Raw genomic sequence first — 17,613 nt, forward strand, 5'->3', positions numbered from 1 at the left:
TCAACCATAGTGATACTCGCCTTTGCAATTACAGGCCTTAGAATGAAACAAACTGCGCAGTATTGCTACTGCGCAGTTTATATGGGCCAGGACCTGTTATCAGAAGGTGGCGCGCACAGTCAATGCATAGCGGCGGTCTGTGGTAAAGGTGAAGGCATCGGTTAGCTTACCGGCCTGATTCTGCTGGTACTGTGTTTCCGTATCGGTACCCAGCACATTACTGACCTGCAAACCCACTTTGACGTTTTCATTAATGGTATAGAACAGGCTCGCATCCATCATACCTTGTGCCTTGGAGTAAGCCGGTACAAACTCTTCAGACTCGCGCAAGGTCAGCAAGTATTCAGAACGCCATGTGTAGGCAAGACGGAAGGCAATATCGTCCTTCTCGTACATACCGACAATATTCAGGTTCTGGTCCGAATACCCCTGCAACGGCAAGCCGGTGAACTGCCTGAAGGTATTGCGATTGTCACTGATGGGCACACCTGCACCATTGAATTGAATGGCTTGAGTCGGGTTGGTGTTGGGGTCTTCCAGGCCGTCCTGATCAATATAGGTGTAGTTAAATTGCAGGCCTAAACCACTCCAGATCCCCGGCAACATGTCGTAAAACTGCGAGTAGGAAAGCTCTGCACCGCGGATTGTACCCGAGCCTGTGTTATCCGGGCCGTAAGCCGATACAGGATAGCTGGTACCGTCTACATCAATCTCCGTGGAAAATTGTCTGTTGCGGATAATGTTGGACAGTTTTTTGTGGAACAGTCCGAAGGTCAATGAACCCGCCGGGGCAAAATACCATTCAGCGGTTAAATCCAGATTGACCGACTCTTCCGGTTCAAGGAAGGCGTTGCGGGCATTGGCACTGATTTCGATATTGGTCAGATCAACCGTAGGGTTGGTTGTTTCGTCCTTGGCTTCGTTGGGGTTCTGATACACCTCTTCGTAGTCCAGGCTGACCACCATTTTATTGGCCGCGTCCACCAGACTTGGGTAATACAAGCCCTTGGATGCACCGAAACGCAACACCACATCATCAGACAGACCAAAACTTAAGTTCAGGCTGGGCAGCACGGTGGTGTAATCGGTGCCCTTAATGGTACTGGCAAAAGACTCACCCGATGCCAGCGCGAAGATGCTGGGATACTGGTTCAGCATCACCTGATAAAGGGAGCCTGTTTCATCGGTACCACGTCTGGAGGTGGCTGGTAAGTTGATGCCACCAGTGGATTCCAACTGGTAATTGACATAGCGCAGGCCGATGTTCCCTTTAACCGGAATATCAGACACTTCAATGTCAAAATTGGCGCGAGCATAAACTTCTGTGCGATCGGTCTTACTTGAACTGATATGACGGGGAGCAAAATGGCTGTGTACACGGTCGGCTAAGTCTTCATAGGGCAGGGCGCAACCACCGCTGCCGTCCATTGCGTTGCCTTGTGCACTCCAGGTGCCGCAACCGTCTCGCAGGGTTTGCTCATAATTCTGCGCCAAATCCATACGTGGGAACAGGAAGCTGTTGTTTGCGCCAATCAGCGTATTGCCGTTGTAGTGATCGGCAAAGCTGATACGGTCATACAGTTCGGGTACCACCTGGGGTGACGCGTTATAAGAAGCCTGCGCATTCCAGGGTGTACCCAATGCCTGCCAGCCTTCATAATCGGTATTGCGGACCGTCAGCTCTTTCTCTGAATAGTAAACACCGCCCATCACTGAGGTGAACGCGCCGTCCAATTCGTATTTGAAATCCAGTTGATAGGTATCAGCATTTGCTTCGTTATGCTCTTCCTGTTGCATACCACTGGCAATACGCAAGATTGGGTTGGTATCCGCTTCAACATCGGGTGGCGTTGATGTATTGGGGTTCAAAAATTCGATGGTGGGGCTGGAACCGCGCAAATCCAGGAAGAACGGAGCATGCTCCTGAGTCTGGTTACCATTAATCCGCGAGGTTACCGAGTTGTTGTGAACAATCTGCTCGGAGTCCACATGTTGATAATCTGCTGTGACAGTCAAGCGGTCCGTGGCTTTAAACTTTATATTGAATGAGGTGTCTTTGACCGTGCTTTCATTAAAGTTATAGCGGGAGCGGAACTGCAGCGGCAGCTCAGGTTCATTGGAACGGCCAACACCTGAGGTCAGATAACCGTTTTCATCCACTGTTAATGGATGGCCTTCGTCACTGCCATCAAACCATTGAATGGCATTGGGCGCATAAGGCAGGAAGCCACGGTCGCCAGATGCGATTACATACTCACGCCATTCCAACGAGGCTTTGGAATTGATGTGCTCTAAAGTGGCGGTAATTCTTTCGTCGGTACTTTGCCATTGCAACGAGGCGGTAAAGCCCTGACGCTTACGATCGTTTTCGGCGGACGCCATAGTGTAACTGGCCGGTGCATACCAGGTCACGCCATCGGGTTGGCCTTCCAGAGCCTGTCCCTCAAATTCGGGAACATATTCAGCCTGGTCTGCGTCGGTGTATAGTACCGTATCTTCAAACCCGTCACCGCAGGCGCGCCAGTCGGACGCACCGGGAATACAAGGGTTGGAATACATACCTGCTACCACGCCAGGGCTGGGCGTGCCCCATTCGTCATAGGAGAAGGTGTCAACCGGGCCCCGGCTATGATAGTTGCCAAGGCCAAAACCGTCGCCGCGGGTTCTGTATTCTGAATCTGACGCCGCTACCAACAAGCCGAACTTGCCTGAATCGGTGTCCCAGTTATCCGAGAACAGCGCGCTAAATGATGGGGTGGTTTCTTCGCGATAGTCACCGTAATTGGCCTGGGCACTGATTGCCAGCAGGCGATTGTCAGAATCAAAGGGTTTGCGGGTAACCAGGTTAACAGTACCCGATATGCCACCAGAAATAAGATCAGCTGTTTGGTTTTTTACCACTTCGACAGCGCCTAACAGTTCCGCTGGAAAATCCTCATAACTGAGTCCACCGTAAGGGTTGGCACTGAAGCTGTCACGGCCATTGATTTCACTGCGCACCCGGTCCAGGCCGCGCACCAGTACGCTGGTACCTTCATCGGCATAATGCTTAGGATCATCAGATGCGGCGAAGCGCTCAATGGTCACACCTGGGACGCGTTGCAGCGCTTCTGTGACTGAGCGGTCCGGTAGGGCGCCGATATCTGTGGCGGTAATCGCATCTTTAACGGTATCGGCATACCGTTTAAGGCTTTGTGCCGTTTCAATGCTCTGGCGAATGCCTCGAACTTCAATCACTTCCGTAGACTCATTAGCGCTCTGATCTTCCGTGACCGGCTCCTGTGCCACCACTGGTGTAGTGAGTGCACAAGACATGGCAATAACCAGATACTTCTTCTTAAATCTACTAGACATGTTCAACCCTCGGTATTTTTACGTAAACCAAGCTACCTGGCGATAGCTTCGGTTTGGTTTTCTATTTGTACATAGCGACAAATAACTTTTAATTATTGGTAAAAATCAACATGCACAGAGCATCAAAACATCAGAACCTTTTGGCAAAACTGCCGATTCTATTTTCCGCAACAGCACCACTTGCTCAACAACAACGCCACGTTGAGCTGTGCGGCAATCGCACCTGTTGAAGCCACATTAAGAAATGTGAATTAATGGTAAAAAATAACAAATAAATATTAACTTTACTGGTTATATATCACATTGACAGCGTTGTCAATTTCGCCTGGACGATATAAAAAAGCATGAACCCAAGCTTGGTCCTATGCAGTGTAAGATGGCCTTATTGAGCGGGATGAGTATGAAATGCCAAGTATTTTTCACATTTCAGAGCAGGGCATCACTTAACCAATCGGGGGATTGGCTTGTCTGTTTCGCGTTTCATTAACAAAAAGGTCAGATACATCTTGGTTGGCAGAGATAACGCCATGCCAATCGCTACCAGCGTGGCACTGACAATAATGCCAGCAATCCCAAGGTTGGCCATGGTCTCGCTAAAGTGCAGCACTGTACCCAGCGCTATCATGGTCAGCCCAGTGAGCATCAGCAGCCTGAGTAACTTGATCAAATTTTGGTCTGACATATTTAGCTTCGACAGATTTTGCCTTTATCGATAGTTTATGCCGATGCTTTTGCGACCCTTTGATCCAGGTCAGAAAATACCCTACCCGCAAATAGGTTTGGATGAATTTAACTTCTATGCTAGGCTGGCGGCCGTCTTGGGGGAGTAGCCCGCCTGCCAGCTATGGCAGGTAAGTTTGTCAACATAGTCAGGCAGCAGCCTGTGGCAAATTTGTATCCGTGCATGGTGCGGATATCGGCGAGACCTGAGGCAAATGGCCATCCCATTGGCGGGAGATGGTTGTTTGCCTTTGGTTTCGAATCCCGCCTGAGACCAGTTCAATGGATGCATTCCTTACTTCTACTGCCGTGGTGGCTATCGCAGAAATGGGCGATAAGACCCAGCTACTGTCCCTGCTGCTGGCAGCCAAGTTTCGCAACAAATCAGCAATTGTCCTCGGTATTCTTGTTGCCACTTTACTTAATCATGCCGCATCAGCCTGGCTTGGTGCCTGGTTGGTAGGCTTTGTCAGTTCATCGGTTGGCCACTGGTTGTTGGCTGGCAGTTTTATTCTGGTAGGGCTTTGGCTGCTGGTACCAGACAAAGAAGAAGCCATTGGCAGCCGCTTTGATCAGTATGGCGCTTTTGTTGTTTCATTGGTGCTGTTTTTCCTGGCGGAAATCGGCGATAAAACTCAGGTGGCCACGGTCTTGCTGGCCGCGGAATTTCAATCCGTCGTTTGGGTCACTGCTGGTACCACCTTGGGGATGCTGGCTGCCAATGTGCCTGTAGTTTATCTGGGGGCCAGGCTGATGGAGAAAATCCCTTTTCAACTCACTCGCTGGCTGGCCGCCGCTTTGTTTATCCTGATGGGAGTGCTGGCCCTGCTATAAGAGCTTTTACAGGGCGCTTAGCGCTGTTTAAAAGAGTTAGTAGCTTACCTCTGCCCGGCTCAGGTAGGCCTTATTGGCACTGACGTCGGTGGTGTCGCCCTGGATACGAAATAAATCCTGCAGTCGAATATCCGCCGACGAGCTGCCAATCATCAGTCTGATGTCGCCTGGCTCTACCACCCAGCGCATGTGGTTATCAAAAAATGCCAGCAGATTCACCGGTAGCTCAAAACTGACTTTGGCTTGCTGACCAGGTTGCAGGGCAACCCGCTGAAAGCCCTTCAATTCCTTTACCGGCCGGGTGGCGCTGGCTACCGGGTCCTGGATATATAGCTGCACCACCTCGGTTGCCGCATATTGACCGCTGTTTTTCAGGGTAAAACGGACCTTGATGTGGCCATTCGCTTTGGCATCGCTGGCGTCAAGTTGCAGATCTGTATACTCAAACCGGCTGTAACTAAGACCATGACCGAAAGGATAGAGAGGGGTGATGTCGTCAAATAAATAACCGCGTTTAGCTGAGGCTTTATGGTTGTAATAGCTGGGGATATGGCCAGCGCTACGCGGGAAAGTCAGCGGTAATTTACCACTGGGGCTGACATTCCCCATCAGCACGTTGGCGATGGCAGAACCGGTTTCCTGGCCCAGATACCAGGCTTCAATTATCGCTGGCATGTCCTCAGCCAGTGCGCCTAAGGCCAGCGGTCTGCCATTGGTCAGTACCAGTACCACAGGTTTGCCGGTGGCCAATATCGCCCTGGCTAATGCCATCTGATTACCCACCAGTTGCAGACTGGTGCGATCGCCCAGATGTCCGTCTGCCCAGGCTTCTCTGGACAGCGCTTCGTTTTCACCCAGCACCAGCACCACTGCATCAGCACGCTTTGCCAGTGCCACTGCTTCGGCCAGTAAGCGTTGATTGTGCTGCGGCTCACCTAACACCACGTTATCCTCATTCCAGCGCTGCATCGAAAAGCTGTTGGCCTGCTGACTGCGCTGGTCAGGGCTGAACTGGTCCTGGGTTAATTTGGTACCCGGGGCATAGTCAACCCGTACCTGGCCTTTGAGTTTGTCGCGCAGACCCGCCACGATACTCACCGTTTGTTTAGGAATACTGCTGTAACCGCCAAGCAGGGTTTCGTTTGCATGCGGACCTATCACTGCCAGGGACCTGAGCTTGCCAGCGTCCAGCGGCAGCAAACCGTCGTTTTTCAGTAAAACCATAGACTTTTCCGCCACCTGGCGGGCAAATTCACGCTGGGCAGGGGCGCCGACTAAGGCATCGGCCTGACTGGCATCCACAAAGGGCTGCTCAAACAACCCCAATCTGAATTTCATCGCCAGTACCCGGCGTACGGCTCTGTCTATCAGTGCTTCCTGCAACTGGCCGCTTTGTACCAGCTTGACTAAGTGCACGAAGGTTTGACGATCCGGAGTTTCCATATCCACACCGGCGCTCAGGGCGGCGATGGCGGCCTGAGCGTCATCCTGATACAGGCTGTGGCGACTGACCAGTTCGGCAATGGCGTAGTAGTCGCTGACCACCACGCCATCAAAACCCCATTCGTCTCGCACTATGTCCTGCAGTAGTGGCTGGTTGACGTGGGAGGGGATACCGTCGATTTCATTATAGGACGCCATGATGCTGCCAGCTCTGGCCAATTTGACCGCAGCTTCAAAAGGCGGCAGGAAGATTTCATGTAGCTCCCGTTTGCCGATATGTGCCGGGGCAATATTCACGCCAGCCTGAGGCTGACCATGACCGGTCAGATGTTTCAAGGTGGCAACCACCTTATCAGCGGCAAACAGCGTGCTGTTGGGCTCGCCCTGAAAACCTTTAACCCCCGCAACCCCCATGGCGGTCATCAGGTAAGGATCTTCGCCCATGGTTTCTTCAATGCGGCCCCAGCGTGGATCACGGGCAATATCTAATATCGGTGTCAGCGCCCAGTGTCCGCCGGTCGCACGCATTTCGCTGGCGGCCAGGGCATAGATATCGTGCATATCCTGTGGCGACCAACTGCTGGCCAGGGCAATTGCCTGGGGAAAACTGGTGGCATTAAAGGCCACATAGCCATGCAGGGCCTCTTCATGCATCAGGGCGGGGATGGCTAATCTGGTGTTTTCCTTCAGCCAGCGCTGGGCGGCGTTATTAAATTCGGCCGTCTGACGCGGGGTTTTAAACTCACTGGGGCGGCCGATATGACCGATGCCCAGGGGCATAATGTCGGCGGCTCTGTCTGGCAAAAAACGTTGCTCTGTATCTTCCATGTCGCGGCGCTGATGCCAGATGGTTTGCAGTTGCGCGGCTTTTTCTTCCAGCGTCATACGGCCCAGCAAGTCTTCTACGCGCTCTTCTATCGCAAGGTCGGGATTCTGATAGGGCCAGGGTTGCGCCCAGGATGACAAGGCAAACAGTGAAAGCCCAACTCCAGTAATCATTTTACATGCTCGCATTGTCACTCCTTATAAGGTTGCAGAGTCTGGATTCGGCCCTGTTCGTCGTAAGTTAATTCGGCCATTTTTACCGTGCGCAAGTGGGTGATGCCTTCGGATAAACTGGAATCGTGGTAAAACAAATACCACTTGCCGTCTATTTCGCAGATGGAATGATGCGTGGTCCACCCCACTACCGGCTCCAGTATCCTGCCCTGATAGACAAATGGGCCGTATGGGCTGTCGCCGGTGGCGTAGCAGATAAAATGGCTGTCGCCGGTGGAGTAAGAAAAATAGTACTTGCCCTGGTATTTATGCAGCCAGGACGCTTCAAAAAAACGCCGCTGGTTGTCTGCGGCCAGCAGCAACTGCCCCTGCTCGTCAAGTAACAGGATCTGCTGTGGTGTTTCTGCAAACTCCAGCATGTTTTCACTTAGGCGCGCCACCATCGGCCCCAATGCCGGCTCATGCGCCAAAGGTTCAGCAAAGGCAGGATCGTACTGACAATCGCGGTAATGTTGCAGTTGCCCACCCCAGATGCCGCCGAAATACAGGTAGTATTGCCCGTCGTCATCGGCGAAAACGGCCGGATCAATGGAGAAACTTCCGGCTATAGGTTGTGGCTGCGCCGTAAAGGGCCCGGCAGGGGAATCCCCCGTTGCTACGCCAATCTGAAAGCGCCCCTGTGCATTACGGGCCGGAAAGTAGAAGTAATAGGTGCCGTTCTTATACGCCGCATCAGGTGCCCACATTTGCCGCTCAGCCCAGGGCACGTCCTTTATATGCAGGGCCACACCGTGATCTGTGACCTGGCCGCCCGGTTTGTCTAGAGACAATACATGGTAATCCTGCATGGCAAAGTGGTCGCCGTTGTCGTTAAACGCGATACCGGCATCAATGTCATGGGACGGGTAGATATAGATGCGGCCATTAAACACATGGGCAGACGGATCTGCGGTATAAATATGTTCTACCAGTGGCTGGGACAACGCTTTGGCGCGCAGTTGTTTATAGTCGATGGATTGTTCTGACATACCTGTTCCTGTCTTATTACTGGCTTTGCAATGCCTGGCGACGCTGGCTAAGTTCCAGCTCTATCTGGTGTTCACGTCGCTTGTTAATTTCATAGCGGCTGACAATAACCACACCGACTAAAAAGGGCATAGCGGCAAACAGGCTGACCGACAATTTGATCCCTTCAATGGTCTCAGGAGCCTGTATGGCCAGGGCAGCACTGTAGTCATAATGGGCTAAAATGGCCGCCACCAGTGCGCCGCCAATGCTCAGACCCAGCTTCAGTCCAAAGATCATGGCGGAAAAGATAATCGCGGTGGCACGGCGGTGATTCTTCCATTCTGAATAGTCGGCCACATCGGCAATCATGGCCCAAAGCAGGGGAATAGTGATGCCGTAGAAAAAGCCGTGCAGAATCTGAGCGAGAAACACCAGGCCTATGGCGTCGGCTGGCAGCAGATAAAACACCAGAATAAACAGCGTGGAGATAAACAGTGCTACGGCAAAGACATCCCGTTTGCCGAAGCGATCTGCCAAGGGTTTGGAAAAGCCAATACCCACAATCATCAGCAGAATGCCACCGGCATTAAACAAACTGAAGCCAGAAGTGGCGGCATCCTCAGGCCAGTGAAACGCGTTCAGCCCGATACTGGTCAACAGACTATTCAGGCCAGCAATAAACTGATTAAAGCCGATATCCTGCAGAAACGCGGCTATCTGCGCTGCATGCAGATAATTCTCGAAGTAATAAACGTACATGCCGCCTTTCAGGGACAAGGTGACAAACACCAGAATAGTCAGAATCAGCATGATGGCCCAGGGACGATTATGCAACAGGTCGCGCAGGTCCTGCGCGATGCTGGAATGGCGAGTGACCGCCGTTACCACCCGCTCCTTTGTGGTGATAAAGGTGATCAGAAAAAATACTATGCCCACCACAGAAAATATCGTCATGGTGTTTTTAAAGCCCAGGGCTTTATCACCATCACCCAAAATCAATACCAACGGCAGCAGCAGCGCCTGAATAATAAATTGTGCCACCATCACCGCCACAAAACGGTAGGCGGATAAACTGTTACGCTCAGCCATGCTGCCGGTAAGCACACCACTTAGGGCAGAGTAGGGCAGATTGTTGGCCGAATAGATAATCACCAACAGTACATAAGTGACAAAGGCGTAGACAAGCTTGCCGTCAGGGCCGAAATCCGGGGTCGAAAATGCCGCCAGGGCAATTAGACCAAAAGGCACTGATGTCCAGAGTATCCACGGACGAAACTTGCCATAGCGTGTTTGGGTGCGGTCAGCAATCAGGCCCATCAATGGATTAAAAAACGCACCGATCAGGCCGCCGATAAAAATAATACTGGCAGCCTGGGCGGGTGGAATTTGATACACGTCGGTGTAAAAAAACGCCAGAAAGGTCATCAGAGTCTGGAATATCAGGTTGGCAGCTAAATCTCCCAGGCTGTATCCCACCTTCTCGGTAACGGTCAAAGTTTGCGACATGTTGTTCCTGCTTTTGTGTTTTTTCGCTATCTGGTCACCACTTAGGGGGACGCTGTAGCCCCACCATACCAGCGAATGTTTGGCTGAGGGTTAACGGAATGTGAGTGGCGCTTTATTATTTTTAACAAACCGGGTGCGTCAACCTTGTAAGGACCGTATGCTGGGCAAAAACCTCAGCAAACCGCCTATTTAAGAGGAAACAACGTTGGACCAAGTGATGGACAAAGCCCTGAGCCCGGCTCAGGAAGAAAACCGCTTCTTTATTGCCTTTATCAGTATTGTTGCCACTATTGGTGGCTTTCTGTTTGGCTTTGACAGCGGTGTAATTAACGGCACCGTTGATGGCCTGCAACTGGCCTTTAATTCCGAAAGCATTGGCACCGGCTTTAATGTGTCCAGTATGTTGCTGGGGTGTGCGGTGGGAGCTTTTTTTGCGGGCAGATTGGCGGACCATTATGGACGCCGCGCGTTGCTGCTGGTGTCTGCGGCGCTGTTTATTATCAGTGCCTGGGGTTCAGGTATTGCTGCAACCTCGGCGGAGTTTGTGGTTTACCGGGTGCTGGGGGGACTGGCTGTGGGGGCGGCGTCGGTAATGGCGCCAGCCTATATTTCTGAAGTGGCACCGGCCCGCTACCGGGGCATGCTGACCACAGTCCAGCAGATTGCCATAATCAGTGGTTTGTTTGCGGCTTTTTTAAGTAACTATATTCTGGCCGCCAGTGCCGGCGCTTCCACCAGTGAATTGTGGATGGATTATGCGGCCTGGCGCTGGATGTTCTGGATTGAACTGTTTCCAGCACTGTTATTTTTGCTGATGTTGTTGTTTATTCCTGAGAGCCCGCGCTTTTTGGTGGTTAAGGGGCGTCGTGAGCAGGCTCTGGCGGTGCTTGCACGCCTATACGGCGACACCGTAGCGCGTCGCAAGGTAGAGGAAATCGACCAGTCTCTGGCCAGGGATCACCACAGACCCCGTTTGCGTGACCTTATCGACAAGCACAGTGGTAAGGTGCGCCATATTGTTTGGGTCGGCATAGGCCTTGCGACTTTTCAGCAACTGGTGGGTATTAACGTGGTGTTCTACTACGGTGCAGTGCTGTGGCAGGCGGTGGGGTTTTCTGAGTCCGACGCTCTGCTGATCAATGTGATAAGTGGAGCTTTGTCCATTGGTGCCTGCGTGATTACCTTGCTGGTGATTGACAAAATTGGCCGTAAGCCACTGCTTAAATGGGGCTCGGTGGGGATGGCTGTAACGCTGGCGCTGATGGTGCTGGCCTTTGCCAATGCTGGTCAGGATCAGTCCGGCCGCTTGATTATGGGGAGTTGGGGGCCGCTGGCGTTATTTGCCGCCAACGCCTATGTGTTCTTTTTTAATATGTCCTGGGGGCCGGTGATGTGGGTAATGTTGGGGGAAATGTTCCCAAACCAGATCCGTGGTTCGGGTCTGGCCGTCAGTGGCCTTGCCCAGTGGGGCAGCAATTTCCTGATTACTATGACCTTCCCCATGTTACTGGCCGGCATCGGCCTGGCTGGAGCCTATGGTTTGTATGCGCTGTGTGCTGCCTTATCGGTGTGGTTTGTGATGAAGATGGTGCATGAAACCAAGGGCACTGAATTGGAGGATATGCAGGGCTGAGCTTCGCTGCTGGTTTGACACAGTGTTGCCAGCCTGAACTGAGATTCCTAATATAGCCAGGTATGTATCACCAATAGGCAACAATGAATAAATTAGGTATCAGCTTGCTGGCCTGCCTTTGGCTGGCACTTCAGTCTGGGGCGGCGGTAGCGGATTCATCCGCCACCGGGCCACATATCCGCGTGCAACTGCTGAGTGAACAAAGCGGCCTGCAAGCTGGCCGGGAAAACTGGCTGGGGGTATTGTTCAGCCCAGACCCGCACTGGCATACCTATTGGCAAAACCCTGGCGATTCCGGGGAGCCCCCCAGCTTGCAATGGACCTTACCAGATGGCGTCAGCGCGGGGCATATTCAGTGGCCTTTGCCGGGCAAAATACCGGTGGCGCATCTGGTCAATTATGGCTACGAAGGGGCAAATCTGTTGATGGTGCCCATCTCTGTGGCTGAAGACCTGGTTGGGCTGCAGCTTGATCTGCAGGTTTCCGTATCCTGGCTGGTTTGCCGGGAAGATTGTATCCCCGGTTGGGCGGATTTAAGTCTGAGTCTGCCGGTAACTGATCATCCCGAACCTGGACCTCAGGCCGAACTGTTTCAACAGACCCGCGCCCGCTTGCCCGTAGAGCTGCAGCTCAGTGGGTTACACGAAGTGACAGAACAGCATATCAGTCTGGCGTTTACGCCGCCTGTCAGCGGCAACTGGCAGGTACTGCCACTGCAGGCCGGTGTGATCCAGCATAATCAGCCGCAGCAGAGGGTTGAAACCGCTACAGGCTTGACCCTGCTGCTGGCCAAATCCGACTATTTCGAGACGCATGCAGAGACCGCGCTGGACTTTCTTGTTACCAACGGTGAACAGGGCTGGTATTTGCGCAGTGAGCTGAATAGCGGCCTCAATGCAGCACAAACTCCGCTATGGTTGTACGGTCTGATGGCCCTGCTGGGCGGAATTATTCTCAATGTTATGCCTTGTGTGCTGCCGGTTTTATCATTAAAAGCCATGTCTTTACGTACCCAGGGAACGACAGGAGCGGCCAAATGGGCTTACCCCCTTGGCGTGATACTGAGTTTTCTGGCCTTTGCCCTGCTGATTGAAATACTCAAGCAGTCTGGTCAGATGGTGGGATGGGGTTTTCATATGCAGGAACCGGTGGTTATCGCTTTTCTGGCCTACCTGTTTGTGTTTATTGCCCTGATGCTGATGGATGTTGCGCCCAGTGGTGCCAGACTGGCCGGTATGGGGCAGTCGTTAACGCAAGGGCATAGCTTTGTCAGTCAGTTTTTTACGGGAGTGCTGGCCGTACTGGTCGCCTCGCCTTGCACCGCCCCTTTTATGGCGGCAGCCTTGGGTGTAGCGCTGGTGAGTGGTTTATCGGCCAGTTTGTGGATCTTCTTTTGTCTGGGAGTGGGATTTGCCCTGCCACTAACGCTGCTGTTTATATTTCCGACCCTGACGAGGGTGTTGCCAACACCTGGGGCATGGATGCAGACATTCCGGCAGTTTTTGGTATTCCCTATGCTGGCAACGGTGGTCTGGTTGGTCTGGGTGTTTGCCGGCCTAAGCGGTAACGCTGCGCAGGCTATGCTGCTGGCCGGATTACTGCTGTTTGCCCTGTTTATCTGGCTGGGGCGCAGCCAATCTACACTGCTGAGTACAGGCGCGTTGGTTATGGCCTTGGTGCTGATGGTTTGGCAGCTTTGGCTGGTGGCCGTAAGTGATACCGCAAGTGCTGATGTAAGGTCGGCTTTTAGCCGCCAGACTCTGGATCAGCTTCGCAGTGAAAACAAGGTCGTGCTGGTGAATATGACGGCGGACTGGTGTATTACCTGCAAGGTTAACGAACAGGTGGCCCTGACTGATGAGGCGCTGCTGACGCTGTTTGAACAGCCGAATGTGCATTATCTGGTCGGTGACTGGACCAATAAAAACGCTGAAATACTGACATTTTTGCAGCAATATCAACGCTCGGGTGTACCCTTATATGTGGTGTATGCCGGACAACGCAGTGAGCAGGTGTTACCGCAGATTCTGACCACTCAACTGGTGATCGACGCGATACAAAATGCACGGGAGGAACTACAGCCATGAAACAGCTAAAAGCCTGGTTAGCAGCACTGGTATTGTTTGCTTTGCCGCATAGCACCCTGGCGGCGGTAAAAGCCGACAGCCAGGCGCCTGATTTTACCTTGAAGAATATTCAGGGTGAGGCGGTAAGATTGAGCAATTACCAGGGCAAATATGTGATTCTGGAATGGACTAATCACCTGTGCCCTTATGTACAGAAACATTATGATTCCGGCAATATGCAGGCGCTGCAGCAAAAATATACCGCTGAGGATGTGGTGTGGTTATCGATTATTTCTTCCGCGCCGGGAAAACAGGGACATGTCAGCAGTGAACAGGCGCAGTCGCTGAGTGAAGAACGAAAGGCCAGTCCCAGCCAGGTGTTATTCGATGAAAATGGTGCGGTGGGTAAGTTGTATGGGGCAAAAACCACTCCGCACATGTATGTGATAGATCCCCAAGGGATACTGCGTTATGCCGGTGCCATTGACAGTATAAAGTCGGCAAACCCGGCCGATATTACCAGGGCAACCAACTACGTGGATGCGGCCATGTCGGCCTTAAAAAGCGGCCAAGAGGTTACTGAAAAAATGACAGTTCCTTACGGCTGTTCGGTAAAATACGCGTCATAGCTGGAGTTGTCTCCAGCGATTTAAGCGACGACCACGAACCTCACGAAAAACCATCCCTTCTCGCTAAGACGCTGGGCGTAAAGAAAACCTGCAGTGACACCACTCTGAATTCTTTGGCTTTTTCTTATTTTGTTCAGATCATTTTCACCATAGAGCCGCAGAGGTCCCGGAGAAGAGCAGGGGAATTTTCACTCCATGCCTTTGAAATCTCAGCACTCTCTGCGCCTCTGCGGTGAATATCTGTATTTCGTGGTCGAGTACTGAATGTTTGTGGCGAAATTCCATAACGGCCAAGTCAACAATCGCACTTTAAAACCAGGTGTCTGGCTTTTAGGCTGATATTTATTTGCCGGACTTTCTATGTCAGTTAAGGTTTTCCGCCTGACCAACCGGGTCGGCGACGCGGTTGCGATTTTGGATTGGGGCGCACGTTTACATAGCTGGTCAACCCGACTTGGCAGCGGCAGACGTGGCATCGTATTGGGGTACACTGATGTTCAGCATTATCAAAACGACCCTTATCATTTAGGTGCGCTGGTGGGGCCCTATGCCAACCGTATTGGCGGCGGCCGCCTTAAGATTGCGTCACAGACTTACCTGCTACAGCAGAACGAAGGAGCGAATCACCTGCATGGCGGGGCTAAAGGGCTGCATCATGTGCAATGGCAGTGTCTTGACGTGAGTGACACTCATGTTGTACTGCAATATCAACAACAGGACGGGGAAGGCGGCTATCCTGGTCCGGTTACCTATCAACTGGAGTTTGAACTGGACAATCACAGCCGACTTTGGCTGAGCATCCAGGCAGAAGTCGCGCAAATCAGCCTGATTGGCCCGACCTTGCACCCTTATTTTAATTTGTCCGCTGATTTGGGCAGGGTGGACGGCCATCATCTGCAAATCCATGCAGAGCATTTTGCGGTGGTTGATGCACAGGGCATTCCCACGGGTGAACTGCGCAGTGTTAAAGGCAGCAACTTCGACTTTCGATATCCCAGGCAGATTGCTGGCACCGTGGTGGATCACAACTTTGTGGTCGGCGGCAGCCTTAAGCAACCGGCAGCCAGCTTAACCAGCCCGGATCAGCGACTGCAACTGTCGGTAAGTGCGGATTATCCGGGGCTGCAGTTTTATACCGGCGAGCATCTTGGCACCCCCTTTATACCCCGCCAGGGGCTATGCCTGGAGCCGCAATTTTTTCCTGACTCGCCCAATCAGATAGGCTTTCCATTTCACTTCAGTCAGCCGCACAAGCCATTTGCCGCGACGTTGTGCTACCAGTTAGATAAATAGCGGCAGTGGGTTTATGCCTTTGCCAGATGCATGGAAGCGTTATTGCTGATGCCTGCCACAAACCTGCAAGTCCGGTGCGTATTGATTGCGTACTATCCAGCTGATGGGAGTTCGAAGGTAAAGCCCTTTTGATTCAGCCAGCTAACGGCCTTGTCAATACTGGGGGTGTAAAGCTGTGATGCCTGATTATAGCTGGAGACGTCGGCTACCAGGCGGCGCTGCATTTCCAGTTTGCAGACCGTGGCTTCATGGGTTTGATTATGGGCCAGACACCATTGGTAGATTTGGTCAAAGCCGCTGAGTGCTTCCATGGTTGGCATAATCCAGTCACGCATATCCACCAATGCGGCCCAGGGTTGATGCTCTATGGGGGAGATTAATTCAGGTAGCTGCTGCATCACCTTGCTCACCACGGCACTGGACCAAACGCCAAATAGCCGCACATACAGAACTTGATTGATCACCTGCATTTGATAAGGAAGAGGATGCTGCATACCATGATTTATTTGTGTTTTTCTACACTATAACTGCAGGTTGAATGAATCCCAAGTATCGATTGTTTCGATATATTAAGCAGGCTTGTATTGCAGATAAACTGCCAGGAAGTTGCTTATAGTCTTTACCGTTCATCCTGAACATCGCCGTTCCTGTTCATCCATGAACCCACGGCATACCGTTCATCCTGAACATACCAGTGCCCGGTTGAGACCGGGCATATAAAAAAGCCGACAATACGCGTTACCTTAGCGGAACAGCACCAGATTAATCTGATTCTCCAGCCATTCCTGGCGTCCGCTAACGGGTTGCGGGTTAAACTCCTGGCCCAACGCCAAGGATGCCAGGGATTCAAGACTATGCTCACCGCTTTGTATGGCTTTGCCCAAAGCGCTGTTCCAGCCACTGTAGCGGTTGGCTACAGCGTCGGCAAGAAAGTCTTTCTCCAGTAATAACGCCGCCTTTTTCAGGGCGATGGCCAGGTGATCCATACCGCCGATATGGCCATGAAATAGGTCGTATCTGTCCAGACTCTGGCGGCGTAGTTTGGCGTCAAAGTTAAAGCCACCTGTGGTGAATCCGCCGGATTTGAGGATTTCGTACATCACCAGGGTCAGCTCTTCCACACTGTTGGGAAACTGGTCAGTATCCCAGCCATTTTGTGCATCACCGCGGTTGGCATCAATACTGCCGAAAATACCCAGGGATATGGCCGTGGCCACTTCATGGTGGAACGAATGGCCGGCCAGGGTGGCATGATTGGCTTCGATATTGACACGAAATTCGTTTTCAATGCCATATTGCTTTAAAAAGCCATACACAGTGGCACTGTCATAGTCATACTGATGTTTGGTGGGCTCTTGCGGTTTGGGTTCAATCAGCAAGGTACCTTTAAAGCCTATTTTATGTTTGTGCTCCACCACCATTTGCATAAAGCGGCCGAGCTGTTCACGCTCCTGGCGTAAATCGGTATTCAGTAAGGTTTCGTAGCCTTCGCGGCCTCCCCACAACACGTAGTTTTCACCGCCCAGGCGATGAGTGGCGTTCATGGCATGGAATACCTGTGTGGCACCATAGCTGAACACCTCAGGATTGGGATTTGACGCACCGCCTGCTGCATAGCGCGGGTTACTGAACAGGTTGGCTGTGCCCCACAGCAGTTTTGTGCCGGTCTCAGCCTGTTTTTGTTCCAGTACATCGACCATTTGCGCGAAGTTATTCACATACTCTTTGATGTTGCTGCCTTCCGGCGCGACATCGACATCATGAAAGCAGTAGTAGGGAATAGTCAGCTTGCTAAAAAATTCGAAAGCGATATCGGCCTTTTGTTTTGCTCTGGCCATAGCATCGCCTGCTTCCAGCCAGGGACGGTTGAAAGTACCGGCGCCGAACACATCCTGTCCATTCCAGCAGAAGTTATGCCAGTAGCAGGCCGCCAGGCGCAGGTGCTGGGCCATGCTTTTACCCAGCACCATTTGATTGGCGTTGTAGTGTTTAAACGCCAGCGGATTAGTACTGTCTGGCCCTTCGTAGGCGATCTGTTTAATTTGCTCGAAATATTGAGCCATGCTGCTCTCCCGTCAATTTTGATATGGGCATAGTGGCCAATCAGCCGCTATCCAACAATTATGTT

General features: G+C 52.1%; 12 protein-coding genes and 1 riboswitch. Of the genes, 5 read left to right on the top strand and 7 right to left on the bottom strand.

Annotated elements, in window-relative coordinates:
• Positions 1–99: 99 nt before the first annotated feature.
• Together ABD028_RS18220 and ABD028_RS18225 are read right to left on the bottom strand one after the other, a co-directional pair.
• Positions 100–3,354, bottom strand: coding sequence for a TonB-dependent receptor (locus tag ABD028_RS18220; RefSeq protein ID WP_343846849.1), 3,255 nt, complete (start codon positions 3,352–3,354; stop codon positions 100–102).
• A 439-nt stretch (positions 3,355–3,793) separates the two neighbouring features.
• Entirely contained in the window at positions 3,794–4,036 is a 243-nt protein-coding gene (locus ABD028_RS18225; protein WP_102797760.1) for a hypothetical protein, read from the bottom strand.
• Between the two features lie 127 nt (positions 4,037–4,163).
• Positions 4,164–4,272: riboswitch (yybP-ykoY riboswitch) on the top strand.
• Between the two features lie 84 nt (positions 4,273–4,356).
• Between ABD028_RS18225 and ABD028_RS18230 the strand changes: the two genes are divergently transcribed.
• Positions 4,357–4,908, top strand: a complete 552-nt coding sequence (locus tag ABD028_RS18230; RefSeq protein WP_343846851.1) for a TMEM165/GDT1 family protein — start codon at positions 4,357–4,359, stop codon at positions 4,906–4,908.
• Between the two features lie 36 nt (positions 4,909–4,944).
• Here ABD028_RS18230 and ABD028_RS18235 read toward each other — a convergent pair whose 3' ends face one another.
• Genes ABD028_RS18235 through ABD028_RS18245 form a run of 3 tightly spaced genes read right to left on the bottom strand, consistent with a single transcriptional unit; the run spans position 4,945 to position 9,864 of the window.
• Positions 4,945–7,365, bottom strand: coding sequence for a glycoside hydrolase family 3 N-terminal domain-containing protein (locus ABD028_RS18235; RefSeq protein WP_343846852.1), 2,421 nt, complete (start codon positions 7,363–7,365; stop codon positions 4,945–4,947).
• A 2-nt stretch (positions 7,366–7,367) separates the two neighbouring features.
• Positions 7,368–8,378 carry a glycoside hydrolase family 43 protein gene (locus tag ABD028_RS18240; RefSeq protein ID WP_343846853.1) on the bottom strand — a complete coding sequence of 337 codons (1,011 nt, stop codon included), beginning with the start codon at positions 8,376–8,378 and terminating at the stop codon, positions 7,368–7,370.
• Positions 8,379–8,394: 16 nt separating this feature from the next.
• Positions 8,395–9,864, bottom strand: a complete 1,470-nt coding sequence (locus ABD028_RS18245) for an MFS transporter (protein ID WP_343846854.1) — start codon at positions 9,862–9,864, stop codon at positions 8,395–8,397.
• Between the two features lie 217 nt (positions 9,865–10,081).
• Between ABD028_RS18245 and ABD028_RS18250 the strand changes: the two genes are divergently transcribed.
• The 4 genes from ABD028_RS18250 to ABD028_RS18265 all read left to right on the top strand — a co-directional run bounded on the left by ABD028_RS18250 (position 10,082) and on the right by ABD028_RS18265 (position 15,485).
• Positions 10,082–11,497: a sugar porter family MFS transporter gene (locus ABD028_RS18250; RefSeq protein ID WP_343847154.1), complete on the top strand. Its 1,416-nt coding sequence runs from the start codon at positions 10,082–10,084 to the stop codon at positions 11,495–11,497.
• 83 nt (positions 11,498–11,580) lie between these two features.
• Entirely contained in the window at positions 11,581–13,584 is a 2,004-nt protein-coding gene (locus tag ABD028_RS18255; RefSeq protein WP_343846855.1) for a protein-disulfide reductase DsbD family protein, read from the top strand.
• The gene (locus tag ABD028_RS18260; RefSeq protein ID WP_343846856.1) at positions 13,581–14,192 is read left to right on the top strand and encodes a thioredoxin family protein; all 612 of its coding nucleotides are present in this window, start codon (positions 13,581–13,583) and stop codon (positions 14,190–14,192) included. Before ABD028_RS18255 ends, ABD028_RS18260 begins: the two co-directional genes overlap by 4 nt.
• A gap of 360 nt (positions 14,193–14,552) precedes the next feature.
• The gene (locus ABD028_RS18265; protein ID WP_343846857.1) at positions 14,553–15,485 is read left to right on the top strand and encodes an aldose epimerase family protein; all 933 of its coding nucleotides are present in this window, start codon (positions 14,553–14,555) and stop codon (positions 15,483–15,485) included.
• Between the two features lie 92 nt (positions 15,486–15,577).
• Here the strand turns inward: ABD028_RS18265 and ABD028_RS18270 are convergent, their stop codons facing one another.
• Together ABD028_RS18270 and xylA are read right to left on the bottom strand one after the other, a co-directional pair.
• Positions 15,578–15,979 (bottom strand): hypothetical protein, encoded by a 402-nt coding sequence (locus ABD028_RS18270; RefSeq protein WP_343846858.1) that lies wholly within the window; start codon positions 15,977–15,979, stop codon positions 15,578–15,580.
• Positions 15,980–16,228: 249 nt separating this feature from the next.
• The gene (xylA, locus tag ABD028_RS18275; RefSeq protein WP_343846859.1) at positions 16,229–17,548 is read right to left on the bottom strand and encodes a xylose isomerase; all 1,320 of its coding nucleotides are present in this window, start codon (positions 17,546–17,548) and stop codon (positions 16,229–16,231) included.
• Positions 17,549–17,613: the final 65 nt, after the last annotated feature.

Origin of the sequence: Bowmanella denitrificans (assembly GCF_039522935.1) — a bacterium.
Classification (GTDB): Bacteria; Pseudomonadota; Gammaproteobacteria; order Enterobacterales; family Alteromonadaceae; genus Bowmanella; species Bowmanella denitrificans.